The sequence below is a fragment of the Micromonospora chalcea genome (assembly GCF_028768405.1).
Lineage (GTDB): Bacteria > Actinomycetota > Actinomycetes > Mycobacteriales > Micromonosporaceae > Micromonospora > Micromonospora chalcea.
Map to the genome: position 1 here is coordinate 3,762,154 of NZ_CP118233.1, position 24,478 is coordinate 3,786,631.

General features: G+C 73.7%; 25 protein-coding genes. 12 read left to right on the forward strand and 13 right to left on the reverse strand.

Translation table 11 applies throughout. The annotated features are described in order from the left end of the window. The first annotated feature begins 37 nt into the window (after positions 1-37). Entirely contained in the window at positions 38-217 is a 180-nt protein-coding gene (locus PVK74_RS16345; RefSeq protein ID WP_030503218.1) for a DUF6104 family protein, read from the forward strand. Positions 218-238: 21 nt separating this feature from the next. Here PVK74_RS16345 and PVK74_RS16350 read toward each other — a convergent pair whose 3' ends face one another. Further along, positions 239-2,575 (reverse strand): bifunctional polysaccharide deacetylase/glycosyltransferase family 2 protein, encoded by a 2,337-nt coding sequence (locus PVK74_RS16350; protein WP_274476732.1) that lies wholly within the window; start codon positions 2,573-2,575, stop codon positions 239-241. Beyond that, complete coding sequence (locus PVK74_RS16355) at positions 2,568-3,086, reverse strand: hypothetical protein (RefSeq protein ID WP_205798135.1); 519 nt, start codon at positions 3,084-3,086, stop codon at positions 2,568-2,570. The genes PVK74_RS16350 and PVK74_RS16355 overlap by 8 nt, the downstream gene beginning before the upstream one ends. Positions 3,087-3,180: 94 nt before the next feature. Between PVK74_RS16355 and pta the strand changes: the two genes are divergently transcribed. After that, positions 3,181-5,256, forward strand: a complete 2,076-nt coding sequence (gene pta / locus PVK74_RS16360; protein WP_140946433.1) for a phosphate acetyltransferase — start codon at positions 3,181-3,183, stop codon at positions 5,254-5,256. Continuing rightward, a complete protein-coding gene (locus PVK74_RS16365) occupies positions 5,253-6,365 on the forward strand; it encodes an acetate/propionate family kinase (RefSeq protein ID WP_064447873.1) in 1,113 nt (370 codons plus the stop codon). The genes pta and PVK74_RS16365 overlap by 4 nt, the downstream gene beginning before the upstream one ends. Before the next feature lie 103 nt (positions 6,366-6,468). On the opposite strand, the gene PVK74_RS16370 is transcribed toward PVK74_RS16365, so the two are convergent. Further along, positions 6,469-6,642: a hypothetical protein gene (locus PVK74_RS16370; protein ID WP_166457193.1), complete on the reverse strand. Its 174-nt coding sequence runs from the start codon at positions 6,640-6,642 to the stop codon at positions 6,469-6,471. A gap of 181 nt (positions 6,643-6,823) precedes the next feature. Here PVK74_RS16370 and PVK74_RS16375 point away from each other — a divergent pair, with 181 nt between their 5' ends. From PVK74_RS16375 to PVK74_RS16385, 3 genes are all read left to right on the forward strand, one after another. Further along, positions 6,824-7,897 (forward strand): alpha/beta hydrolase family protein, encoded by a 1,074-nt coding sequence (locus PVK74_RS16375; RefSeq protein WP_064447874.1) that lies wholly within the window; start codon positions 6,824-6,826, stop codon positions 7,895-7,897. A gap of 110 nt (positions 7,898-8,007) precedes the next feature. Beyond that, positions 8,008-8,541 carry a nucleotidyltransferase domain-containing protein gene (locus PVK74_RS16380; protein WP_064447875.1) on the forward strand — a complete coding sequence of 178 codons (534 nt, stop codon included), beginning with the start codon at positions 8,008-8,010 and terminating at the stop codon, positions 8,539-8,541. A gap of 41 nt (positions 8,542-8,582) precedes the next feature. Then, entirely contained in the window at positions 8,583-9,548 is a 966-nt protein-coding gene (locus tag PVK74_RS16385) for an alpha/beta hydrolase family protein (RefSeq protein ID WP_064447876.1), read from the forward strand. Positions 9,549-9,654: 106 nt separating this feature from the next. Here the strand turns inward: PVK74_RS16385 and PVK74_RS16390 are convergent, their stop codons facing one another. The 3 genes from PVK74_RS16390 to PVK74_RS16400 form a co-directional block, all read right to left on the reverse strand. Next, positions 9,655-10,608: a zinc-binding dehydrogenase gene (locus PVK74_RS16390; RefSeq protein WP_030503225.1), complete on the reverse strand. Its 954-nt coding sequence runs from the start codon at positions 10,606-10,608 to the stop codon at positions 9,655-9,657. Between the two features lie 85 nt (positions 10,609-10,693). After that, on the reverse strand, positions 10,694-11,869 hold the full coding sequence (locus tag PVK74_RS16395) for an NAD(P)-dependent malic enzyme (protein ID WP_043328531.1): 1,176 nt from the start codon (positions 11,867-11,869) through the stop codon (positions 10,694-10,696). A gap of 157 nt (positions 11,870-12,026) precedes the next feature. Continuing rightward, positions 12,027-12,365 (reverse strand): S24 family peptidase, encoded by a 339-nt coding sequence (locus tag PVK74_RS16400; RefSeq protein ID WP_043328529.1) that lies wholly within the window; start codon positions 12,363-12,365, stop codon positions 12,027-12,029. A gap of 78 nt (positions 12,366-12,443) precedes the next feature. On the opposite strand from PVK74_RS16400, the gene sodN reads away from it, so the two are divergent. Genes sodN through PVK74_RS16415 form a run of 3 tightly spaced genes read left to right on the forward strand, consistent with a single transcriptional unit; the run spans position 12,444 to position 13,810 of the window. After that, positions 12,444-12,848 (forward strand): superoxide dismutase, Ni, encoded by a 405-nt coding sequence (sodN, locus tag PVK74_RS16405; protein WP_043328527.1) that lies wholly within the window; start codon positions 12,444-12,446, stop codon positions 12,846-12,848. Then, positions 12,845-13,369 carry a GNAT family N-acetyltransferase gene (locus tag PVK74_RS16410; protein ID WP_274476734.1) on the forward strand — a complete coding sequence of 175 codons (525 nt, stop codon included), beginning with the start codon at positions 12,845-12,847 and terminating at the stop codon, positions 13,367-13,369. Before sodN ends, PVK74_RS16410 begins: the two co-directional genes overlap by 4 nt. Positions 13,370-13,402: 33 nt before the next feature. Further along, complete coding sequence (locus PVK74_RS16415; protein WP_030503230.1) at positions 13,403-13,810, forward strand: ATP-binding protein; 408 nt, start codon at positions 13,403-13,405, stop codon at positions 13,808-13,810. Between the two features lie 37 nt (positions 13,811-13,847). On the opposite strand, the gene PVK74_RS16420 is transcribed toward PVK74_RS16415, so the two are convergent. Beyond that, positions 13,848-14,249: a hypothetical protein gene (locus PVK74_RS16420; protein WP_069087397.1), complete on the reverse strand. Its 402-nt coding sequence runs from the start codon at positions 14,247-14,249 to the stop codon at positions 13,848-13,850. Positions 14,250-14,292: 43 nt separating this feature from the next. Between PVK74_RS16420 and PVK74_RS16425 the strand changes: the two genes are divergently transcribed. Together PVK74_RS16425 and PVK74_RS16430 are read left to right on the forward strand one after the other, a co-directional pair. Then, positions 14,293-15,243, forward strand: coding sequence for a diacylglycerol/lipid kinase family protein (locus tag PVK74_RS16425; RefSeq protein ID WP_030503232.1), 951 nt, complete (start codon positions 14,293-14,295; stop codon positions 15,241-15,243). A 448-nt stretch (positions 15,244-15,691) separates the two neighbouring features. Continuing rightward, positions 15,692-15,949 carry a WhiB family transcriptional regulator gene (locus PVK74_RS16430; protein WP_013288358.1) on the forward strand — a complete coding sequence of 86 codons (258 nt, stop codon included), beginning with the start codon at positions 15,692-15,694 and terminating at the stop codon, positions 15,947-15,949. 63 nt (positions 15,950-16,012) lie between these two features. Here the strand turns inward: PVK74_RS16430 and PVK74_RS16435 are convergent, their stop codons facing one another. From PVK74_RS16435 to PVK74_RS16450, 4 genes are read right to left on the reverse strand one after another with little or no spacing between them, the layout of a single operon-like run. Continuing rightward, positions 16,013-16,762 (reverse strand): sirohydrochlorin chelatase, encoded by a 750-nt coding sequence (locus PVK74_RS16435; RefSeq protein WP_274476739.1) that lies wholly within the window; start codon positions 16,760-16,762, stop codon positions 16,013-16,015. Beyond that, on the reverse strand, positions 16,744-17,493 hold the full coding sequence (locus tag PVK74_RS16440; protein WP_043328516.1) for a phosphoadenylyl-sulfate reductase: 750 nt from the start codon (positions 17,491-17,493) through the stop codon (positions 16,744-16,746). The genes PVK74_RS16435 and PVK74_RS16440 overlap by 19 nt, the downstream gene beginning before the upstream one ends. Continuing rightward, positions 17,490-17,648, reverse strand: a complete 159-nt coding sequence (locus PVK74_RS16445; RefSeq protein WP_013288361.1) for a hypothetical protein — start codon at positions 17,646-17,648, stop codon at positions 17,490-17,492. Before PVK74_RS16445 ends, PVK74_RS16440 begins: the two co-directional genes overlap by 4 nt. After that, the gene (locus PVK74_RS16450; protein ID WP_043330952.1) at positions 17,645-19,354 is read right to left on the reverse strand and encodes a nitrite/sulfite reductase; all 1,710 of its coding nucleotides are present in this window, start codon (positions 19,352-19,354) and stop codon (positions 17,645-17,647) included. The genes PVK74_RS16445 and PVK74_RS16450 overlap by 4 nt, the downstream gene beginning before the upstream one ends. Positions 19,355-19,898: 544 nt before the next feature. Here PVK74_RS16450 and PVK74_RS16455 point away from each other — a divergent pair. Further along, on the forward strand, positions 19,899-21,857 hold the full coding sequence (locus PVK74_RS16455; RefSeq protein ID WP_420800499.1) for a glycosyltransferase family 39 protein: 1,959 nt from the start codon (positions 19,899-19,901) through the stop codon (positions 21,855-21,857). Here PVK74_RS16455 and PVK74_RS16460 read toward each other — a convergent pair. Together PVK74_RS16460 and PVK74_RS16465 are read right to left on the reverse strand one after the other, a co-directional pair. Then, on the reverse strand, positions 21,832-23,421 hold the full coding sequence (locus tag PVK74_RS16460; RefSeq protein ID WP_064447882.1) for a PAS domain-containing sensor histidine kinase: 1,590 nt from the start codon (positions 23,419-23,421) through the stop codon (positions 21,832-21,834). The two genes, PVK74_RS16455 and PVK74_RS16460, sit on opposite strands and share 26 nt — an antisense overlap. A gap of 25 nt (positions 23,422-23,446) precedes the next feature. Next, complete coding sequence (locus tag PVK74_RS16465) at positions 23,447-24,475, reverse strand: SIS domain-containing protein (RefSeq protein WP_043328510.1); 1,029 nt, start codon at positions 24,473-24,475, stop codon at positions 23,447-23,449. Between the last annotated feature and the right edge of the window lie 3 nt (positions 24,476-24,478).

The window sequence follows — 24,478 nt, forward strand, 5'->3', positions numbered from 1 at the left end:
CCGGGGCGGGCCGTTGCCGTACGACGAGAGGAACACCGTGTACTTCACCGACCGTGGCATCGAGGAGCTGGTCGAGCGCCGGGGTGACGAGCAGGTCAGCCTGGAGTGGCTGGGCGAGCGGCTGCGTGACTTCGTCGACCTGAACCCGGAGTTCGAGACCCCGATCGAGCGGTTCGCCACCTGGCTGGCCCGCCTCGACGACCCGGACGACGACTGACGCGCGCGGCCGGGCGCGGCCTCAGCCGGCCGCGCCCCGCCCGGCGACCCGCAGGTCCCCGGTACGCCGCAGCTTCTGCCAGCCCAGCCGGCCGCCGGTCAGCGCGGTGCCGACCGCCTGGAGCAGTACCAGGTACATGACCTGCCGGTAGACGAACTGCTGCAACGGCAGCACCCAGAGCACGCCGAGCCTCTCCCGGTCCAGCCGGAAGGCGAGCACCGCGGTGAGGAACTGGAGCGCGAGCATCACCAGCCAGGCCACCACCGTGTCGCTGCGGTCCAGGAAGATCAGCCCGTAGATGGCGAGCAGGTCGATCACCGGGGCGGCCAGCGGCAGCAGCACGCCGAACAGCGTCAGGAACGACAGGCACCGGCGGCCGAACCGGCCCGACGGACCGCTCTCGATCACCGAGCGCCGGTGCTTCCACATCGCCTGCATGGTGCCGTAGCTCCACCGGTACCGCTGCTTCCACAACTGGCCGATGGTGGTCGGCGCCTCGGTCCAGGCGCGGGCGCTCTCCTCGTACACGATGTGCCAGCCGGCGCGGCCGACGGCGATGGTGACGTCGGTGTCCTCGGCGAGCGTGTCGTCGGTCAGGCCGCCCACCTGCTCCAGCGCCTGCCGCCGGAACGCGCCGATCGCGCCGGGGACGGTGGGCATGCAGCGCAGCGTCTCGTAGAGGCGGCGGTCGAGGTTGAAGCCGATGACGTACTCGATGTGCTGCCACTTGGCGATCAGGCCGCGGCGGTTGCCGACCTTGACGTTGCCGGCGACCACGCCGACCCGGGGGTCGGCGAACGGCTGGACCAGCCGGCGGACCGAGTCCGGCTCGAAGATCGTGTCGCCGTCGACCATGACGATCAGGTCGTGCCGGGCCAGCGCGACGCCGGTGTTCAGCGCGCTGGGCTTGCCGCCGTTGGGCTTGCGCACGACCCGCACGTTCGGCAGGCGCAGCGCCGCGACGATGTCGGCGGTGCCGTCGGTCGAGCCGTCGTCGACCACCACCACCTCGATGCCGCCGGGGTGGTCGCCCAGGGCCAGCGAGCGGACCGCCGCGGCGATGCCCTCCCGCTCGTTGTACGCGGGCACGATCACCGAGACCGGTTCGGTGACCGGCGGGCCCCAGGACCAGTCGCGGCGACGGCGGCGGCGCGCGTGCCGCGGGGCCACGACGAACAGCAGCAGGGTACGGCCGATCGTGAGCACCCCGACGAGAACGAAGAAGACGCCGAGCACCCCGAACATGCCGTCGGCGACGCGTACCGCGCCGACCAGGACGTGGCCCCGCAACCGCTCGTCGAGCGGGGCCGCCGTGTGCCCGCCCACCGGGCCGGACACACCCGCGGCCGCGAACGTCTGGTTGAGTCCCTCGCTGACGGTGGTGAAGCGGTAGCCGCGTTCCAGCATCGCCGGGATGTACCGCTCCAGCGCGGCCACGGTGCCGGCCCGGTCGCCGCCCGAGTCGTGCCACAGCGCGATGGTGCCGGCCGTCCCGTCCGGCGTGGCGTTCGCGATCATCTCCTCGACCGGGAGCAGCTCCCAGTCCCGGCTGTCCACGTCGTTGACGACCGTGAGGTAGCTCAGCTCGCCCGCCTGCCGCAGCATCGGCCAGTCCCGGTCGGTGTACGCGTCCGCCCGGGACGAGTACGGGAAGCGCAGCAGCGACGTCCGGACACCTGTGGTGCTGGCGATGGCGAGCTGCGTCTGCGCGTACTCCAGTTCGCGCCGCCACTGCGGCAGCGCGGCGAGGTCGGGATGGGTGAACGTGTGCACGCCCAGCTCGTGGCCCTCGGCCACCAGCCGGCGGGTCACCTCCGGGTTTCTGACGACCTGCGAACCGATGACGAAGAAGGTGCCCTTGACCTGGTACTTGTCCAGGACGCGCAGCACCTCCGGCGTCCACCGCGGGTCGGGTCCGTCGTCGAAGGTGAGCGCGACGGTCCGCGGCGGCAGGCGGTGCGACTGGGTCCGGCCCTCCGCGCCGACGTTGACGATCGGGCCGCCGCCGACCACCGAGCTGGGGACCTCCCGCTGGCTGCCGGGCGTCACCCGGTTGTCCGGTACGAACGCGGCGTTCGTGTACGCCTCGACGACCAGCAGACCGCCCAGGACGACCACGACCATGGCGACCAGGGCCCAGCTCGGCCGGGGCAGGAGACGCCGCCCACGGGACCGGCGCGCGCCGGGGATCTGCCGCACGCCGGGGATCTGCCGGACGTCCAGCACGGCTGTGGGCGCGTCGTCCGGCTGCCGCCCGGCCCGGTGCCCGCGGGCGGCCCGCACACGGCGGGGGTCCAGCGTGACTGTGGGCTGCTCACTTGTCTGCGGGTTCGGGCGGGCGGGCGCCTGGTCACTCATCGGCGGGCGCGACCGGCGCGGCGGGCGGGTCGACAACCGCCGGCGGGTCGACAACGGGCGGCGGCACCTCGGCGGTGGGGGCGGTGGGCGGCGCGGTGGTGGCCGGCGTCTGGACGGGCCGGGGCGCGGTCGGTGCGGTGCGGGTCGGCCGGGGATACCGAGGGCTCGGCGGGACCGTGGTGGCGGGGGCGACGGAGGTTGCCGGCACCCGCACCGGCGCGGTGCGGATGTCGGTGGGCGTGTCCGGCGTGGCACGGGTCGGCGCGGGGGTGTCCGACGGTTTCGGCGAGGGCAGCCGCTGCTCGCTGGTCGGCTCGACGAACGGGATGACGGTGTCCGGGGTGATCGGCCCGCCGGCGAAGCTGACCCCCACCATGACCGTGTAGATCACGCCGGCCGCGCCGGCGCAGTAGGCGAGACGGCGCAGCCGCCGACGTCGCCGCCCGCTCGGGTCGACGAAGACGGGGGGCGATTCCGGTACGACGGGAATCAGTGCTGTCGGGCCTTCCACACGGCCAAGTGTAGATGCGAGAAACTTCCGCCTTCTCCCCCGGCTAGCCGTGCTGACCAGGCAGAACGGACAGCACCGACCTCGATCTTGTAGGTTGGGTGCCGTGGCGCGCAGCGTGTACCTGACCGGCGTTGGCTCGGGCGGGGGAAAATCGACAGTGGCGCTCGGGCTGGCCGAGCTGTTGTCCCGCCAGGTGGAACGAATCGGCGCGTTCCGGCCGCTCGTCACCGGCGACGGCACCGACCCGATCCTGGCCCTGCTCACCGAGCGCTACCGGATGGATCTGCCGGTCGACGAGCTGTACGGCGCCACGTACGCCGAGGCGAGCGCGCTCGTCGCGGACGGCCGCCGGGAGGAGCTGATCTCCCGGATCGTCACCCGCTACCGCGAGGTCGAGCGCCGCTGCCCGGCGATAGTGGTGGTCGGCAGCGACTTCGCCTACGGCGACGGCACCGGCCCGCGTGAGCTGGCCTTCAACGCCCGGCTCGCGACCGAGTTCAGCAGCGTCGTGGTCCCGGTGGTCGACGGTTTCGGGCAGACGCCCGAGACGATCGCGGCGGCGCTGCGCGGCGCGTACCACGATCTGGTCGACCTCGGCGCGACGGTGATCGCGGCGCTGGCCAACCGAGTGCCGGAGCCGATGACGCTGCCCGAGCTGCCGGTGCCCGCGTACGCGATCCCGGAGGTGCCGACCGTGTCGGCGCCGACGGTGGCGGAGGTCGCCGCGGCGCTGCGCGGCACCGTGCTCACCGGCGACGAGACCGCGCTCGACCGTGACGTGCTCGACTACGTGGTCGGCGCGGCGCACGTGCCGACGCTGCTGGACCACCTCACCGACGGGGCGCTGGTGATCACCCCGGGCGACCGCGCCGACCTGCTGGTGGCCGCCGGGGCCGCGCACGTCGCCGGGCAGGTGTCGCTGGCCGGGCTGGTGCTCACGCTCGGCGAACAGCCCGACCCGCGGGCCATGCGCCTGGTCGAGCGGATGAACACCGGGCTCCCGGTGCTCTCGGTACCCAGCGACAGCTACGACACGGTGTCCGCGTCCAGCCGGATCGAGGGCCGCCCCAGCACCGCCAACCCGCGCAAGGTCGAAGCAGCGCTCGGCGCGTTCGAACGCTGCGTGGACACCGACGACCTGGCCCGCCGGCTGCGGGTCAGCCGGTCCGCGCGGGTCACCCCGCTGATGTTCGAGAACGACCTGATCGACCGGGCCCGCGCCCAGCGCCGCCGGCTCGTGCTCCCCGAGGGCGCCGACGAACGGATCCTGCGCGCGACCGAGGTGCTGCTGCGCCGGAGCGTTGCCGAGATCACGCTGCTCGGCCGCCCGGACGAGATCGCCCGCCGCACCCGGGAGCTGGGCGTGGACCTCGGCGACGCGCAGGTGGTCGACCCGGCGACCAGCCCGTGGCGGGACGAGTTCGCGCAGGCGTACGCGCAGTTGCGCGCCCACCGCGGCGTCACCGTGGAACTGGCGCACGACATCGTGGCGCAGCCCAACTACTTCGGCACGATGATGGTGCAGACCGGCCACGCCGACGGCATGGTGTCCGGCGCCACCCACACCACAGCCGCCACCATCCGGCCCGCGTTCGAGATCATCCGGACCGTACCGGGCGTCTCGGTCGCCTCCAGCGTCTTCTTCATGCTGCTCGCCGACCGGGTGCTCGTCTACGGCGACTGCGCCGTCAACCCCGACCCGGACGCCGACCAGCTCGCCGACATCGCCATCTCGTCGGCCGACACCGCGGCCCGGTTCGGCATCGAGCCGCGGGTGGCGATGCTGTCCTACTCCACCGGCAGCTCCGGCGCGGGCGCCGACGTGGAGAAGGTCGCGGCGGCCACCAAGCTGGTCCGGGAACGCCGGCCCGACCTGCTGGTCGAGGGCCCGATCCAGTACGACGCGGCGATCGACCCGCAGGTGGCCGCCACCAAGCTGCCGGACAGCCCGGTCGCCGGGCGCGCCACGGTGTTCATCTTCCCGGACCTGAACACCGGCAACAACACGTACAAGGCGGTGCAGCGGTCGGCCGGGGCGGTGGCGGTCGGGCCGGTCATGCAAGGCCTGCGGCGGCCGGTAAACGACCTGTCCCGCGGCGCCACCGTGCCCGACATCGTCAACACGGTGGCGATCACCGCCATCCAGGCCGCCGCGGAGGCGTCGGAATGAGCCGCATCCTGGTCCTCAACAGCGGGTCCTCGTCGGTCAAGTACCGGCTGTACGACGGCGACGACGTCCTGGACAAGGGCACCGTCGAACGGATCGGCGAACCCGGCGGCGGGCCGGCCGACCACGAGAGCGCGGTCCGGGAGATCATCGGTCGGCTCGACCTGACCGGGCTGGCCGGCGTCGGCCACCGGGTGGTGCACGGCGGGCGGAAGTTCAGCGAGCCGGTACGCATCGACGACGCGGTGGTCGCCGCCATCGAGGACCTGGTGCCGCTCGCCCCGCTGCACAACCCGGCCAACCTGGCCGGCATCCGCGTCGCGCGGGAGGCGCTGCCGGACGTCCCGCAGGTGGCCGTCTTCGACACCGCGTTCCACCACACGCTGCCCGAGGCCGCCGCCACGTACGCGATCGACAAGGCCACCGCCGAGCGGTACGGCGTCCGCCGCTACGGCTTCCACGGCACCTCGCACGCGTACGTCTCGCGGCGCACGGCGGACCTGCTCGACCGCCCGTACGACCAGCTCAACACCATCACGCTGCACCTGGGCAACGGGGCGAGCGCGTGTGCCGTCCAGGGTGGCCGCAGCGTGGCCACCTCGATGGGCATGTCACCGCTGGAGGGCCTGGTGATGGGCACCCGCAGCGGCGACCTCGACCCGACAGTCATCTTCCACCTGCGCCGCGAGGGCGGCATGGGCGTCGACGACATCGACGACCTGCTCAACCACCGCAGCGGCCTGCTCGGGCTGACCGGCGCCAACGACATGCGTGAGGTGCTGGCCCGGCGTGCCGCCGGTGACCCGGACGCGACACTGGCCTTCGACGTCTACTGCCGGCGCATCACCGGCTACGTCGGCGCGTACTACGCGCTGCTCGGCCGGGTCGACGCGATCGCGTTCACCGCCGGGGTGGGCGAGCACGCCGCGCCGGTGCGTTCCGCATCGCTGGCCGGGCTGGAGCGGCTCGGCATCGCCGTCGACCCGGCGCGCAACGACGGCCACGGCGACCGGATCGTCTCGCCGGACGGCGCGGAGGTTGCGGTGCTCGTGGTCGGCACCGACGAGGAGCGGGAGATCGCCCGCGAGACCCGCGAGGTGCTGGGCGTCTGACCGCGTTCGGGGCGACGGTGCCGCTACCTCGGCGGGGCGGCGTGACCCCAGCGTCTCAGGTGCCGACCCTGCCGCTGCCGGCGACCGGCGCGCGGCGGCCGGGTCAGCCCAGGGCGATCCAGGCGACCAGCGCGACCACCACGACGACGGCGACAGCCACACCGGCGATCAGCGGCACCCGGGACGGCGCCGACGCCGACGCGGCCGGCTCGGGCGAATCGACGAACGCGCGGAACTGCGCTGTGTTGCCACTCGGGTCGGTGTAGTTCTCAGCCATGCGGGTGACCCTAGCGAAACCGGCCGGACCAGGCCGCCCCGCCAGGCCGGAGCTCGACATCCGGCTCACCCGGCCCGCGCAAACCCGCCCGGCCGGTGGAGGCGTCGCCCGGCCGGGTGGTGACGGCAGCCGATCCGGACGGCGGGCGCGGACCGACCACTCGGCTGCCTACCGTGCAGGTGTGAGGGGGCAGCGGCTGGTGGCCGCGCTGATGACGGCGCTGCTGGCCGGCTGCGGCCAGGCCGTCGCCACCACCGATCCCGTACCGGCCGGTGTCCGGCCCGCGCCCGATCGCCAGTACGCGGTGGGGATGCGCCAGTTCACGCTCGATCCGGAGGGCGCGCGGCCGCTGCCGGTCACCGTCTGGTACCCGGCCGACCTGCCCACGCAGGCGACCCCGTCCACTTCCGCAGGTCCCGCCGCACCGGCCCACACCACCGCGCTACCCGGCTCCGCCCCCGCACGTGACGCCGCCCTCTCGCCGGGCCCCGCCGCCACCTCGACCGGCCCCGCCGCCGGGCCGTCCGGCACCGGCACGCTGGACGGGCCACGGGTGCGGCCGGGCGCGCCGTTCGCTGCGGGCCGGTTCCCGGTGGTCCTCTACAGCCACGGGCTGCGCAGCCTGCCCGCGCTGCACGCCGCCCTGACCAGCCGCTGGGCGGCCGCCGGGTTCGTGGTGGTAGCGCCCACCTACCCGCGTACGAGCCTGCGCGCCCGCAGCTACACCCGCGACGACGTACGCAACCAGCCGGCCGACGCCTGGCGGCTGGTCCGTCACCTGGTCCGTCTGGGCACCCGCCCCGGTGACCCGCTCGGCGCGCACCTGGCCGTGGACCGGTTCGCCGCCGCCGGGCACTCGGCCGGTGGTCACACCAGCCTCGGAATGTTCGCCTCCGGGCAACCGACCCCGCTACGGGCCGGGATCGTGATCGCCGGTGGCCGGATGGTCGCCGGCTTCTCCCGTCCGCTCGCGCCGATGCTGTTCGTGCACGGGAGCGCCGACCGGATCGTGCCGGAGTCGATCGGCCGGGCCGCGTACGCCCGCTGCCTCGGACCGGCCGCCTTCCTGAGCCTGCGCGGTCAGGGCCACGGCGAGTATCTGACGCCGGGCCGGGCCGGTTTCCCCCAGGTGCTCGCCACCACCACCGACTTCCTGCGCTGGACGCTCTACGCCGACCGGGCGGCGCTGCGTCGCCTCCCCGCCGACGCGACAGCCCCCGGCACAACTTTCACGACCCACTCCCTCCCCACGTGACCGCACCCGGCCCAGCGCCGTTGATCATGAGGTTGACGGCGACAAACCGGACAGCAGATGCCGCCAACCTCATGATCGACGCGACCCACGGCGGTGGGTAGGGTGCGGGCGTGGACGGGCTGGAAGGGCGGCAACTGGGCGCCATCCGTGAGGTCGTCGAGGTGGCCGGAGCGGCCGGGATCGACGTCTGGCTGCGCGGCGGCTGGGCGATGGACTTCCACCTCGGAGCGGTGAGCCGCCCCCACGTCGATGTCGACTGGTACTGCTGGCGGCGGGACGCCGACCTGCTGGCCGACCGGCTCGGCGCGCTCAGCTGGCGGCCCGACCCCCGAATGCCGGCAACGCTCCAGCTCGACCTGGTCCGGGACGACGTCGAGCTGAGCTTCGCGTACCTCGACCGGGACACGGCGGGCCGGGTCGTCGTGGGCGCCGGACCGTGGGCGGGCACCGTCCTGCCCGAGGGCATGCTGAGCGCCCCACCCGGCCGGATCGGTCCGCTCGCGGCCCCGGTGATCAGCGTCGCCACGCAGATCGAGTTCAAGGAGATGTTCCCGGTCTGGATGCCGGAGCGGCCCCGCCGTGCCAAGGACGCCGCCGACCTGGCCCGGCTCCGGGCATCGGCGTGCGACCACCCGACCGGCTGACCGGGCGGGGTCACAGGCGATCGCGAGGCACAATTCAGTTCATGCGCCGTCGTCCCGTCGCCCTGCTCACCGCCGCCGTCCTCGGCGCCGCCCTCGCCGGCTGCTCGGAGCAGCCCGCCGCCCCGGCCGGGCGGCCCGCTCCGGACACCGCACCGACAAGCGTCACACCGACCCCGCGCGTACCCGCCGGCAAGGCGCCCACGGAGAGCTTCGCGGTCGGCGTACGCCAGGTGAAGCTCAACCGGGACGGCAACCGGCCGTTGCCGGTGACGCTCTGGTACCCGGCGGCGGGCGCGGCCGGTGGCGCGGTCGAGCGCTCCGCCCCGGCGGCGGCCGGACGGTTCCCGGTGGTGCTGTTCAGCCACGGGCTGACCGCCCGGCCGGAGGACTACCAGGTGCTGCTCACGCGCTGGGCGGCGGCCGGTTTCGTGGTCGCCGCGCCACGTTTCCCGCACACCTCTCGGGGCACCGACGGCAACGCGCTGGACGTGCTGAACCAGCCGGCCGACGTGTCGTACGTGCTGACCCGGGTGCTCGCGCTCGGCGAGAAGGCGGGCGATCCGCTGCGTGGCCGGCTGGACCCGGAGCGGGTGGCCGCGACCGGGCACAGCGCCGGTGGCGTGACCACTATCGGCCTGTTCACCGCGGGCCGGGACGCGCGGCTGGACGCGGGCATCGTCTTCGCCGGCACCGCGCTCGGCGTGGGCACCGCGTTCGCCGGCACCGTCGCGCCGCAGTTGTACGTGCACGGTGAGGCCGACGAGGTGGTGTCGTACGCCGCAGGCAAGGCCGTCTTCGACGCGGTGCCGTGGCCGAAGGCGATGCTCAGCCTGCCGAAGGGCGACCACGGCCGGGCGCTGCTCGGCGACGGCAAGGCGCTCGGCGTGGTCGCGGACACCACGATCGAGTTCCTCCGCTGGACGCTCTACGGCGACCCGGCGGCGAAGGAGCGCCTCCCCGCCGCCGCGGCCCGCGGCGGTGTGGCCACGCTCGACGACCGGCTGTAAGGAAGGGCCCCTTATTAACGCCTCCGGTAGAGAAGGGGCCCCTTCTTAACACGCCGCGCCGCGCGCCGCCAGCGCCGAGCGCCGCGCACCATCCGCGCCGCGCGCCTCAGGCGGTGTGGTCGACGACCACCTTGCCGAAGACGTCGCCGGACTGCAGCCGGGCGAACGCCTCGGTGATCTCGCTGAACGGCACCACCCGGTCGACCACCGGCCGCACCTCGTGCTCGGCGCAGAACGCGAGCAGCTCGGTCAGCTCGTCGGGGGTGCCCATCGAGGTGCCGAGGATCTCCAGCTGCATGGCGAAGACCCGGCGCAGGTTGACCTTCGGCTCGTGGCCGGAGGTGGCGCCGGAGACCACGATCCGGGCCATCGGCGCGGCCGACTTCAGCGAGTGGTCGAACGTGGCCGCGCCGACCGTCTCGATCACCACGTCGACCCGTTCCGGCAGCCGCGCGCCGGGCTCCAGCGCGGTCGCGCCCAGCTCGGCGATCCGCTCCCGCTTGGCGGCGTCGCGGCTGGTCGCGTACACCCGCTTGCCGAGCGCGACGCCGAGCGCGACAGCCGCGGTGGCCACGCCACCGCCGGCGCCCTGGACCAGCACCGACTCGCCGTCGGCGACCCGGCCCTTGGTGGTCAGCATCCGCCAGGCGGTGAGCCAGGCCGTGGGCAGGCACGCCGCGTCGGTGGCCGACAGGCCGTCGGGCAGCGGCAGGAGGTTCATCCGGGGTACGGCGACCAGCTCGGCGAACGTGCCCTGGTAGTGCTCGGAGAGGATGGAGACCCCGCGCGGGTCGCCCGGGGTGGGCACCACCGGGTAGATGACGACCTCGTTGCCGTCCGGGTCGGTGCCGACCGCGTCGCAGCCGAGGATCATCGGGAGCTGGTCGGCGGTCAGGCCCACGCCACGCAGCGACCAGAGGTCGTGGTGGTTGAGCGAGCTGGCCCGGACCCGCACGGTGACCCAGTCGTCCTGCGGGTGGGTCGGCTCGGGACGGTCGCCGACGGCGAGCGCGGCGAGCGGGTTGTCGGTGTCGAAGGCCGAGGCGAAGGCAGCACGCATGATCGGCACGGTAACAAGCTGAGCAGCAGTTAAGAAGGGGCCCTTCCTCTACCGGAGGCGTTAAGAAGGGCCCCTTCCTTACATCTCAGCGGCGGGCGACGCCGTCGCGGCGGGCGGCTTCGGCGACCGCCTCGGCCACCGCCGGCGCGACCCGGGGGTCCAGCGGCGAGGGCACGATCGCGTCGGCGGTGAGCGACTCGGCCACCACGTTCGCGATGGCGTCGGCGGCGGCCACCTTCATCGAGTCGGTGATCCGGGTGGCGCCGGCGTCCAGCGCGCCCCGGAACACGCCGGGGAACGCGAGCACGTTGTTGATCTGGTTCGGGTAGTCGCTGCGCCCGGTGGCGACCACCGCCACGTGCCGGGCGGCCACCTCGGGGTGCACCTCCGGGGTGGGGTTGGCCAGCGCGAACACGATGCCGCCGGGCGCCATGCCGGCCACCGCCGCCTCGGGGATCTGGCCGCCGGAGACGCCGATGAGCACGTCCGCGCCGCGCAGCGCCTCGGTGATGTCGCCCTGGCGCCCCTCGGCGTTTGTGAGTTCGGCCAGCTCGGCCTTGGTGCCGGTCAGCTCGCGGTGCCGGCCGATGATGCCGCGCGAGTCGCACACCACCACCCCGGCCGGGTCGACGCCGCCGGCGATCAGCATCTTGGTCACCGCGACACCGGCCGCGCCCGCGCCGCTGACGGCCACCCGCAGGTCGCCGAGCTTGCGGTTGAGCAGCGTGGCGGCGTTGCGCAGCGCGGCGAGCACCACGATCGCGGTGCCGTGCTGGTCGTCGTGGAAGACCGGGATGTCCAGCGCCTCGTCGAGCCGCCGCTCCACCTCGAAGCAGCGCGGCGCGCTGATGTCCTCCAGGTTGATCCCGCCGAACGAGGGCGCGAGCGCCTTGACCGTCGCGACGATCTCGTCCACGTCCTGCGTGTCCAGGCAGACCGGCACCGCGTCGACGCCGGCGAACTGCTTGAACAGCACCGCCTTGCCCTCCATCACGGGCAGCGCGGCGCGCGGGCCGATGTTGCCCAGACCGAGTACGGCGGAGCCGTCGGTGACGACCGCGACGGTGTGCGACACCCAGGTGTAGGTGTCGGCGAGCGCGGGGTCGGCGGCGATCGCCTCGCACACCCGGGCAACCCCCGGGGTGTACGCGAGGGAGAGGTCCTCGCGGCTGGTCAGCGGGACGGTGGAGGCGACTGCCATCTTGCCGCCGACGTGCAGGCGGAAGACGGGATCGGCGGGGTCCGGGGTGGACGAAGACATGGTGACTCCAGGATCTGTCGAGCAGACGGACCGGCCGGCGTGGTCAGCGGTGGTCAGCGACCGGCGGCGCGGCGGTGCGGGGGTCACCCGGGCACTTTCCGAGCATAGTCACGCTTCGGCAGCCAGTATGTGAGCGGGGTCATATCCGCTCCGGTCGTTACCGGCCCCTGACCAGTCCCGGACGCGGCCACCAGCGGGCCACCACCCGGCCGCGGACGTCGGCCACCCCGTACGCGCGGGAGTCGTCGGCGACGAACTCGTTGTCGCCGCGCAACCACCAGCCGCCGTCGCGCGGTTCCACCGCCCGCTTGACGACGAGCAGGTCGGGACGGCTGCGGAAGACCGCGACGACCACGTCACCGGGGCGCACCGCCCGGCCGCCGGTGCGGACCAGCACCGCGTCGCCGTGCCGCAGCGTGGGGGACATGGAGGGGCCGGTCACCAGCACCGGCGTCAGCGGGCCGCGCAGCGCCGGAGGTTCGCCGGTGGGCGCCATGTCACCTCCCAGCCCCCGAGGGCGTCTCCAGGAGTAATGTCGTCTTGGATCATCGCAAACAACCCATGGAGGACCCTGATGCGCCTTCCCCGCATCCTCACGCCCCGGGTGACGGCCAGCGCTCACTGCGACCTGCCCTGCGGCGTATACGACCCGGCCCAGGCCCGGATCGAGGCCGAGTCGGTCAAAATGATCTGTGAGAAGTACCAGGCCAACACCGACCCGGAGTTCCGCACCCGCGCCATCCTGATCAAGGAGCAGCGGGCGGAGCTGGTCAAGCACCACCTGTGGGTGCTCTGGACCGACTACTTCAAGCCGCCGCACTTCGAGAAGTACCCGCACCTGCACCAGCTGTTCAACGAGGCCACCAAGCTGGCCGGCGCGGCCGGTGCCAAGGGCGCGACCGACCCGGCCAAGGCGGACGAGCTGCTGGCGAAGATCGACGAGATCTCGAAGATCTTCTGGGAGACCAAGCAGGCGTGACGTCGCCCGACGGCACTCCGACGATCCGGCCGGTACGTCCTGGGGACGTACCGGCCGTCGTCACCATGGTGCACGAACTCGCCGAGTACGAGCGCGCCCCGGAGCAGTGCCACCTCACCGCCGAGCAGCTGGAGGCGGCCCTGTTCGGGTCGGCGCCGGCGCTCTTCGGTCACGTGGCCGTCGACGCGGCGGACCAGCCGGTCGGCTTCGCGCTCTGGTTCCTCAACTTCTCCACCTGGGCCGGCGTGCACGGCATCTACCTGGAGGACCTGTACGTCCGCCCGTCCGCCCGGGGCACCGGCGCGGGCCGGATGCTGCTGGCCACCCTCGCCGCGATCTGCGTCGAGCGCGGCTACCAGCGGCTGGAGTGGTGGATGATCAACTGGAACCCGGCAGCCCGCTTCTACGCCGCGATCGGCGCCACGCCGATGGACGAGTGGACCCCGTACCGCCTGGCCGGACCCGCGTTGCGCGAGCTCGCCACGCACGCGACGGCCGCGCCCACGCGGTCGGCCCCCTGACCGGGTAGAGTCCCGCACCGGGGGGGAGGAGCCGTGACTCAACTGACCGGGCACCCGACGACTGACGACGACGTCGTCCACCTCACCGTGCCCGCCGACGGTGGTTACCTCGGCGTGCTCCGCACCGCCACGGCCGGCCTCGCGGCCCGGCTGCAGTTCGCCCTCGACGAGATCGAGGACCTGCGCATCGCCGTCGACGAGGCGTGCGCCATGCTGCTCGCCATCGCCACCCGCGACGCCGAGCTGGAGTGCCGGTTCGCGGTCACCGAGGACGCGCTCACCGTCGAGGTCACGGTGCCGACGGTCCGGGGCGCGACGCTGCCGTCGGAGTCGTCCTTCGCCTGGAAGGTGCTCACCGCGCTGACCACCGGGGCCAACGCCCACGCGACCGACGGCCGGGCCACCATCTCGCTGCTGACCCGCCGCGCGGGCGGCTACTGACCGGGTCGCGGCCACCGCTCCGGCGGCCGTCCGGCGTTCAGCGGGCCGGGTCGCCGAAGCCGAGCGCGCGGTTGGTCGGGCCGCTCACGAGCAACCCGACCATGCCGATGCCGAACGCCATGAGCGGCAGCCCGAGCCAGCCCATGCCGCCCTCGATCATGAACCAGCCGACCGGCAGCAGCATGAGCTGAAGCACGATCGCGGGCGCGCGTGCGCCGGCGCGACGGCGGGACAACGCGCCGCCGAGCGCCCAGAGCGCCACCGCGCCGCCGACCGCGAACGCGGTCACCCACAGCGCCGAGACCAGGTCCGTCGTCTCAGCGGTGAGGTCGGACCAGATGAGCCACACCGCGATCAGCCCGAGCGCCACCGCCTCCGCGCGTAGCAGGAGCACCGCGGCGCGCAGCGTGCCGGGGACCGGGTCGGAGTCGATCGTCACGGGCGCCACGATACCGGTGGGTAGTCGCGGTACAGTGCCGCCCATGCGGGCCGTCCTGGTGGTCAATCCGAAGGCCACCACCACCAGCGAGCGCAGCCGGGACGTGCTGGTCCGGGCGTTGCGCAGTGAAGTCGACCTGTCGGTGCGCTACACGCGCCGGCGGGGCCATGCCATGGACCTGGCCCGGGAGGCCGCCCAGGAGGGCGTCGACCTGGTGGTCACGCTCGGTGGCGACGGCACCGTCAACGAGGTGGTAAACGGCCTGATGGCGGCGGAGCCGCCGACGTTCCGGACCGGGCAGACCTCGGCCGAGCGGCTGCCCGCGCTGGCCACCGTGCCCGGCGGCTCGACGAACGTCTTCGCCCGCGCGCTCGGGCTGCCCCGGGAGTGGCCGGACGGCACCAGCATGATCCTGGAGGGACTGCGGCTGGGCCGGTCCCGCACGATCGGGCTGGGCCGGGCCGACGACCGCTACTTCACGTTCTGCGCCGGCTTCGGGCTGGACGCGGCGGTCATCCGCCGGGTGGAACAGTCCCGCAAGAAGGGGCGCGTCTCCACGCCGGCGCTCTACTTCCGGTCCACCGCGAGCCAGTACTTCGTCGGCTCGGACCGCCGCCACCCGTCGATCACGCTGGAGCGTCCGGGTGAGGCGCCGGACACGGAGCTGGCCACGGCGATCATCCAGAACACCGCGCCGTGGACGTACCTGGGCGACCGGGAGATCAACCCGAACCCGGAAGCCTCGTTCGATCTCGGGCTCGACGTGCTCGCGCTGCGGCGGCTGCGGGTGGCCAGCACGGCCCGTACGGCGGCGCAGTTCTTCTCCCGGAAGCCGGACCCGCACGGCAAGCAGGTGCTGCGCCTGCACGACCTGGCGGAGTTCACCCTGCGCTCGGAGCGCCCACTGCCGTTCCAGATGGACGGGGACTACCTCGGCGAGCGGGAGAAAGTCCGATTCACCTCCGTGCCGGCGGCACTGAGAGTAATCTGCTAGGTCTCGGGTACTCCAGTCGGTTGACGCGGATCCCCCCGCCGCGCGGGCGCGGTGGCCGCCACGCCGAGGAAGGGTGCCGGAAATGTCAGCAACGTCACGCAGACCGTACTACATTGATTATCGACTGTGGCACGCCGGGTAACCAGGACCCTGGTAAACCCGGACAAATGGGTGGTGAGCCCGCTCACTGTTCGGAGTTTTTCCGAGCGGCACCCTTGACATCGCTGTAGTTCGTGAAAGTATTCACAAGCGAACTCGTGTTGCCGGGACATTGCCTGGATATGCTCGTTCGGTTGAGCTGTTCCAGCAGGTCCAGGCACCCCACAGCCTGCTCACGCTGCGCCGAATTGATGGATGCTGACCGTCACCCTTCGGCAATGCGGACGCAAATAGGAATAGCAACGAAGCGTTTACTGGCCACCCACTAAGAATGAGGAGTGTTGCCGCCATGGACTGGCGCCACGATTCGGTCTGCCGCGACGAGGACCCGGAGCTGTTCTTCCCCATCGGGACGTCCGGCCCGGCCCTCCTTCAGGTGGAGCAGGCGAAGGCCGTCTGCCGGCGCTGCCCCGTGACCGACCAGTGCCTGCAGTGGGCGCTGGAGTCCGGTCAGGACGCCGGCGTCTGGGGCGGGATGAGCGAGGAGGAGCGCCGCGCGGTGAAGCGCCGCGGCGGTCTCCGGGTGCTGCGCGCTCACTCCGCCTGACCCGTACCACACGACAACGCCCCGGCCGGGATTCCGGCCGGGGCGTTGCGTTGTCCTCACCCGTCAGGCCGCAACCGTGTCCACGCGCCGCCGGACCAGATCCGCCAACTCCGGCAGGTCGTTCAGCGGCTCCGCCACCGCCACCGCGCCCGCCGACCGGGCCGCCGCGCGTACCCCGTCGTGGAACCGGCCCGGCGCCAGGAAGTAGGCCGCCACCGCGACCCGGCGGGCCCCCGCCGCGCGCAGTCGCGCCACCGCGCCGCCGACCTCCGGCGGCGCCGCCGAGGCGTACGACACGCGGCACGGCACGCCCAGCCCGGCGCCGAACGCCGCCGCGACCCGGCCCACCGAGGCACGAGCGGCCGGATCCCGGGTACCGGCCGCCGCCAGCACCACCGCGTCCAGCCCGCCCGGCTCGTCGCCGGTCGCCTCCGCCAGGCGGCGGCGCAGCCCGTCCAGCAACCCGCCGTCCACGCCGGAGCCGGCCGGGCCCAGCACGTCGGTCACCCGTACCTCGATCTCGGCGCCGGCCGCCGCGACCGCCGCCGGGATGTCGACCTTCCGGTGGTACGCGGCGGTCAGCAGCAGCGGCACCAGAACCGCCCGGGAGTGGCCGACGGCGGCAAGCCCGCGCAGCACCTCGGCCGGGCCGGGATCGGTGTGGTCCAGCCAGCTCGGCAGCACCGCACGACCGGGCCAGGTGTCCGCCACGGCCCGGGCCAGCGCCCGGGTCGCCTCCGCCGCCCGAGGGTCACGGCTCCCGTGCGCCACCAGCACCACGGGTGGCCCGGCCCTCAGGTGTGCAGGCCGCACTCGGTCTTCTCGAACATCGCCCAGCGACCGGACCGCGGGTCCTCCCCCGCCTTCGTCCGCCGGGTGCACGGCCAGCAGCCGATCGAGCCGTAGCCGCGCGCGAACAGCTCGTTGACCGGGATGTCGTACCGGGCCACGTACGCGTCCACCTCCCGCTGCGTCCACGCCGCGATCGGGTTCACCTTGACCTTGCCGCGCCGCGCGTCGAAGCCCACCACCGGCGTGTTCGCCCGGGTCGGCGACTCGTCCCGGCGCAGCCCGGCGGCCCACGCGTCGTACCCGGACAGCGCCCGCTCCAGCGGCTCCACCTTGCGCAGCTGGCAGCAGTCGTCCGGGGACCTGTTGAACAGCCGCGGACCGTACTGGCCGTCCTGCTGGCCCACGGTCATCCGCGGCCGGATCGAGCGCACCCGCACCGGCATCCGGCGGGCCACCTCGTCACGCACCCGCAGCGTCTCCGGGAAGTGCAGCCCGGTGTCCAGGAACACCACGTCGACGCCGGGCGCGACCCGGGAGACCAGGTGCGCCACCACCCCGTCGGCCATCGAGCTGGTCACGCAGAACCGCTCGCCGAACGTCTCGGCCGCCCACCGGGCGATCTCGATCGCCGGCGCGTCCGCCAGCTCCCGGCCGGCCTCCTCGGCCAGCGCGCGCAACTCCTCCGGGTCACGGCGGGCCGGCCCGGCCTCGCCGATCAGGCCGAGGCCGGCGGCGGAGACGAGGCCGCTCACCGGGTCACCGCCCGGCTCAGCAGACCGGTGAACTTGACCGCGAAGACCCGCGCGCAGGCGTGGCACTCCCAGGCGCCGTGTCCGGCCTCGTGCGGTCGCAGGTCCTCCTCCCCGCAGTACGGGCAGTAGAGAGGCGCAGATCGGGCATCGCTCATCGGAGCTCCTCCTCGTCGGCTCTGATCACCCAGTTGGCGAACGTCTCACCCTCGGTCCGGCCGGCCAGGTAGCGGCGGGCGAGCCGTTCCACGTACTCCGGAAGCTCCTCGGCGGTGGTCTTCAGGCCGCGCAGCTTGCGGCCGAAACCGGCCGTCTGGCCCTGGGCCATGCCGAGGCCGCCGCCGAGGTGCACCTGGAAACCCTCGACCTGCCGGCCGTCCGGGCCGACCACGAGCTGGCCCTTGAGCCCGATGTCCGCGACCTGGGTGCGGGCGCAGGCGTTCGGGCAGCCGTTGAGGTGGATGGAGATGTCCGCGTCGAAGTCGCGCAGCCGCTCCTCCAGGCGCGCGACCAGCTCCTCGCCGCGCCGCTTGGTCTCGACGATGGCGAGCTTGCAGAACTCGATGCCGGTGCAGGCCATCGTGCCGCGCCGCCACGCCGACGGCCGGGCCTCCAGGCCGATCCCGCGCAGCGCCGTGACCAGCTCCTCGGTCCGCTCCGGCGCCACGTCCAGCACCAGCAGCTTCTGGTACGGGGTGAGCCGCACCCGGCCGCTGCCGTGCGCCTCGACCACGTCGGCGAGCTGCGCCAGCTGGGTGCCGGAGACCCGGCCCACCACCGGGGCCGCGCCGACGTAGTTCGCGCCGTCACGCTGGGCGTGCACACCGATGTGGTCCACCGGCTTCGCCGGCAGTTCCGCGGCCGGACCGTCCAGCAGCGTGCGGCCCAGGTACTCCTTCTCCAGCACCTCCCGGAACCGCTCCACGCCCCAGTCGGCGACCAGGAACTTCAGCCGGGCCCGGTTACGCAGCCGGCGGTAGCCGTAGTCGCGGAAGATGCCGACCACACCGGCCCACACGTCCGGCACCTCGTTCAGCGGCACCCAGACGCCGAGCCGCTTGGCGAGCATCGGGTTGGTGGAGAGCCCGCCGCCCACCCACACGTCGAAGCCGGGACCGTGCTCCGGGTGCTCCACGCCGAGGAACGCGATGTCGTTCGCCTCGTACGGGGTGTCGACCAGCCAGGAGATCGAGGTCTTGAACTTGCGGGGCAGGTTGGAGTACGCCTTGTCGCCGACGTACCGGCGGACGATCTCGTCGATCGCCGGAGTCGGGTCGAGCACCTCGTCCCGGGCCACCCCGGCGACCGGGCTGCCCAGCACGATCCGGGGGCAGTCGCCGCACGCCTCGGTGGTCTGCAGGCCGACCGCCTCCAGCCGGCGCCAGATCTCCGGCATGTCCTCGACCCGGATCCAGTGGTACTGGATGTTCTGCCGGTCGGTGATGTCGGCGGTGTCCCGGGCGAACTCGCGGGAGATGTCCGCGATCACGCGGAGCTGGGCCAGGTTGAGCTGGCCGCCGTCCACCCGGACGCGGAGCATGAAGAACTCGTCCTCCAGCTCGTGCGGCTCCAGGACTGCGGTACGCCCGCCGTCGATGCCGGCCTTGCGCTGGGTGTAGAGGCCCCACCAGCGGAACCGGCCGCGCAGGTCCTGCGGGTCGATCGAGGCGAAACCGCGATGGGCGTAGATGTTTTCGATCCGGTCCCGCACGTTCAGCGGGTCGTCGTCCTTCTTGATCCGCTCGTTGGGGTTGAGCGGCTCTTTGTGCCCGAGCGCCCACTGGCCCTCGCCGCGTGGCCGGCGGGGCGCACGGGCGGCGGGCGCCGGGGAGTCGGGACGGGTCGGGGTGCTGCTGACCGCCATCGCGGCGTCCTCCATTGCTTGCTGCGGTGCCTGCGAGCGCGGACGCGGCGGCCGGCCCGGGAGTGGGCCGTGGACGGCGATGTCGATGACGGCCGGCGCGAGTGCGCGCCCGAGACGGAAGGGTCGGGCGTCGTCAGTGGGCCGGACAGATCGCGCTGCGCACGCGGCCGTAATCGACGTGGCGGCGAGCCACGAAGCGGCGGACGACAGCGGCGGTCATGTGCCTCATGCTGCCACACCACGCCCGGCCGGACCACAGCTCCGCACTGTGATCCCACATCACGGGCCCCAACCGGGATCGACTCCCATCCCTGTCCCCCGCCCTCCCTCCCCGCCCTCTCCCGTTGATCAAGGAGTTGACGTCCCCCAACCCGCCACATCAGGCCGCAATCTCCTTGGTCGACACCGCCGGTCCCCGTCCACCCCCGCCACCGCACCGTTGATCATGAAGTTGGCGGGGACAAAAGGGACGGTGAGTGCCGTCAACCTCATGATCGACGGGGCGGGGGCCGGGGTGGGGTGGGGTGGGCCGGGTGGGTGGGAAATGGGGGAGCTGGGGGGTGAGCGGGAGCGGGCGTGTGACGCTGCGGGGGTGAGGAGGTTCGGGCCCGCGTCTGTTCGCGCCCTTCCCGGCTGGGCGGTGTGGGTGACGCCGGGGCTGCTCACGCTCGTGGTGACGCTGGCCGGGATCGGGCACGCCCAGCCGTGGCGGGACGAGCTGGCCACCTGGAGCGCGGCCACCCGCCCGCTATCCGACCTGGCCCGGATGACCCGCACCATCGACGCCGCCACCGGGCCGTACTACCTGCTCATGCACGGCTGGACGGCGATTGCCGGCACGTCGCCGACGGCGCTGCGACTGCCCTCCGCGCTCGCCATGGCCGTGGCCGCCGCGCTCACCGCCCGCCTCGGCGCGGTGCTGGTCGGCCGTCGCGCCGGGCTGCTGGCCGGACTGCTGTTCGCGGTCCTGCCGGTCACCTCGCGGTACGGGCAGGAGGCCCGCCCGTACGCCCTAGCCACGCTGCTCGCCGTGCTGGCCACGCTGCTGCTGGTCGAGGCGCTGCGCCGGCCGACCTGGCGACGCTGGGCCGGGTACGCCGCTGCGGTCGCCGCGCTCGGCCTGCTCCACCTGGTCGCGCTCACCCTGCTCGCCGCGCACGCCGTGGTGGTGCTGCTGACCACCGCACATGGCCCTGCGGGGGTCGTCGATCCGCCCGGCCAGTCCCGAGCCCAGATGCCCGACGCGAGCCGGCCACGCCGCAGACACCTGTGGCGTTCCACCCAGCCACGAGATCGAGCGCGAGTGGAACACCACGGGTGTCACGGCGCCCCGCAGACACCCACGGCGTTCCACCCAGCCACGAGATCGAACGCCGGTGGAACGCCACGGGTGTCACCGCATCCCGGGAGCAGGGAGCATGGCACGGACGCGCCGGAAGCGGAACCGCAGAACGTGACCGGCGAGGCTCGGGAGACGCTGGCCGGGTGGCTGCTGGCGCTGGTGCCGGCCGTCGTGCTCGTCACCCCACTGGCACTCGTCGCCCGGGGGCAGCGCGGTCGACAGCTCGACTGGGTCGACCCGGCGCGCCTGCCCGACCTGGCGGCGCTACCGGGTGCGCTGGCGCAGAGCGGCGTCGTCGGCGGTTTCGTGCTCGCGCTCGCGGCGCTCGGCGTGGCCCGGCTGGGTCGCCGGGCGCTGCTGCCGGCCGCCGCCGTGCTGCTGCCGGTGCTGCTGATGTTCGCCGCCGGAACGATGGTGCCGCTCTGGGTGACCCGCTACCTGGTCTTCACCGTGCCGTTCGCCTGCGTACTGGCCGGCGCCGCGCTGGCTGCCGCGCGGGTCACTCCCGCACCGGCCCGAACGCCGGCAACAGCAACGCCCGCTGAAGCAACGCCCGCTGGACCAGCGCCCGCTGAACCAGCGCCCGCTGAAGCAACGCCCGCTGGACCAGCGCGCACGGCGACACCCGCCGCAGCCGGCCGCACTGCCGCGCCCACGGAAGCAGAGCAAGGGCCGACGTCGCCGCGCGGACGGGTCGCGGCGGGAATCGCGATGGTGGTCCTTGCCGGACTGCTCGGGCTGCCCGATCAGGCGGCGCTGCGCCGCACCCACGAGTGGCCGCGCAGCGCACCCGTCGACTACGCGGGCGCGGCCGGGATCATCCGCGCCGGGCAGCGGCCGGGCGACGCGATCGTCTACTCGCCCCGGGACGGCTGGCTGTTCCCGGATCTCGGCATGGCGTACCACCTGGGGTCGAGGCTGCCACGCGACGTGCTGGTGGTCCGCGACCAGCGTCAGGACGCGAGCCTCTGGGCCGTGGAGTGCGACGACCCGGCGCGGTGCCTGGCCGGGGTGAACCGGGTGTGGCTGGTGGTCACCGGCCGGCGCGCGGACCCGTTGGCGGCGGTGCCGGGTGCGAAGGGCGACGCGCTGCGCGCGGGCTACACGGTGCGGCAGGTGTGGCCGCGTCCGGGGATCACAGTGGCCCTGCTCGTCCGGTGAGGCGGTCGGTGGTGCCGCGGGCCAGCGGTACGACGATGGCCGCCTCGGTGCCGCCGTCGGCGCCGTTACGCAGCTCGATGGTGCCGCGCAGCTCGCCGGTGACCAGCGCCCGGACGATCTGCAGGCCCAGGTTGCCGCCGCGCTCGGCGTCGAACTGCTCGGGCAGCCCCCGGCCGTTGTCGGTCACCGTGACGTGCAGTTGCTTGCGCGCCCGGTGCGCGGAGACCACAACCTCGGGCCGGGGCGCGGAAACCCCCGCCTCCGGCCGGGGCACGTCCACAGGAGGAGCGGCCGCCTCCTCCTCGGCCGACGGGAAACCGTGCTCGACGGCGTTGAGCAGCAGCTCGTTGAGCACCATCACCAGCGAGGTGGCGATCTCGGCGGGCAGGACGCCGAACGTGCCGCGGCGGCGCATGCCGACGCTCACCTCGGTGGCGGCGACCTCGGTGGCGGCGCTGGCGACCCGGTCCACGATGCCGTCGAACTCGACCGCCTCGTCGCTGGACATGGAGAGCGTCTCGTGCACCAGCGCGATCGAGGCGACCCGGCGTACCGATTCCTCCAGCGCGACCCGGGCCTCGGGCATGGAGACCCGCCGGGCCTGCAGGCGCAGCAGCGCGGCGACGGTCTGGAGGTTGTTCTTCACCCGGTGGTGGATCTCCCGGATGGTGGCGTCCTTGGTGATCAGGGCGCGGTCGCGGCGGCGTACCTCGGTGATGTCGCGGACCAGCACCAGCGCGCCGATCGGCACTCCGGCGGGCATCAGCGGCAGCGCCCGGGTGAGCATGGTCGCGCCGCGGGCGTCGATCTCCCGCCGGGGCGGCGCCTCGCCGCGCAGCGCGGCGAGCACGGCGTTGCCCGCGTCGGTGCCTTCAAGGGGGTCGCCGGCGAGCCGGCGGTGCAGCTTGGCCAGGTCCTCGCCGACCAGGTGGGAGGCGTAGCCGAGGCGGCGGTACGCGGACTGGGCGTTCGGGCTGGCGTAGGTGACCTTGCCGTTGGCGTCGAGCCGCACCAGGCCGTCGCCGACCCGGGGCGCCGACGTGGTCTCGCCGGGGTGCCGGGGCGGCGGGAACGTGCCGTCGGCGATCATCTGGGCCAGGTCGTCGGCGGTGGTGAGGTAGTTCAGTTCGAGCTGGCTCGGGGTGCGCGCGGTGGACAGGTTGGTGTCCCGGCCCACCACGGCGATCACCTCGCCGGCTTCACCGTCGCCGGTGCGCAGCCGGACCGGGATCGCCTCGTGGCGGGCCGGGACGTCGCCGTACCAGACCGGGTCGCCCTCGCGCCAGATCCGTCCCTGCCGGTAGGCCACCTCCAGGTGGGCCACCTCGGCCCCGCCGACGATCCGCCCGACCTGGTCGTCCAGGTAGGCGGTCGGGGCGGTGGTGGGACGGACCTGGGCCACGCAGAGGAACGTGCCGTCGCCGTCCACCGGCACCCAGAGCAGCAGGTCGGCGAAGGACAGGTCGGACAGCAGCTGCCAGTCGCCGGCGATCCGGTGCAGGTGGTCGATGTCGGCCGGGCGGAGCGCGGTGTGCTCCTCGGCGAGGTCACGGAGGGTGGACACGCCACACAGCGTGCCACGCCGGGCCTCACATCGTCGCCGTGACCTTCTTCAAGCCGCGCGGCGCGTCCGGGTCCTCGCCCCGGGCCAGCGCCAGGGCCAGCGCGAGCCGTTGCAGCGGCAGGATGTCGAGCAGCGGCGCGTACCGCTCGTCGACCTCGGGCACCGCCATCCGGGTCTCGCCGACGTCGGCGGAGCCGACCACCACCACGTCGGCGCGGCGCTCGCCGAGGCGGGGCAGCACCTCGCGCATCGACGTGCCGCCGGGGCCGGAGCCGACGACGGCGAGCACCGGTACGTCCGGGTCGGTCATGGCGAGCGGGCCGTGCAGCAGGTCGGCGCCGGAGAAGGCGAGCGCCGGCAGGTACGAGGTCTCCATCAGCTTCAGCGCCGCCTCGCGCGCGGTCGGGTACGCGTACCCCCGGCCGGTGGTGACGAGCTGGGCGGCGAACCGGTAGCGCGGCGCGAGCCGGGCCGGGGTGTCGTCGGCGAGCGTCTGCGCGGCCAGCTCGGGCAGCCGGCTCAGCGCGGCGCGCTCCTCGGCGGGCAGCACGCCGTCGCCGGCGCGTACCCCCTCGATCAGCATGAGCAGCGCGAGCAGTTCGGCGGTGTAGGTCTTGGTGGCGGCGACCGCCCGCTCGTGGCCGGCGGCGATGTCGACGCTCAGCTCGGCGGTCTCGACCAGCGGCGAGCCGGGGTTGTTGGTGACGGCCAGGGTGAGCGCGCCGGAGGCGCGGGCGACCCGCAGCACCTCGGCGAGGTCGGGCGAGCCGCCGCTCTGGCTGACGCCGACGACGAGCGCGTCGGAGAGGTCGGGCCGGGCGCCGAAGACGGTGATCGCGCTGGGCGAGGCCAGCCCGGCGGGCAGTCCGAGGCGGATCTCGGTCAGGTAGGCCGCGTAGAGCGCGGCGTGGTCGGAGGTGCCCCGCGCGGTGAACACCACGTGCCGGGGGCGCCGCTGCGCGACGACGGCCGCGACCTCGGCGATCGCCGCGGCGTGCTCGGCGGAGAGCAGACGCTCGTAACCGGCCGGCTGCTCGTCGATGTCGGCGGCCATACC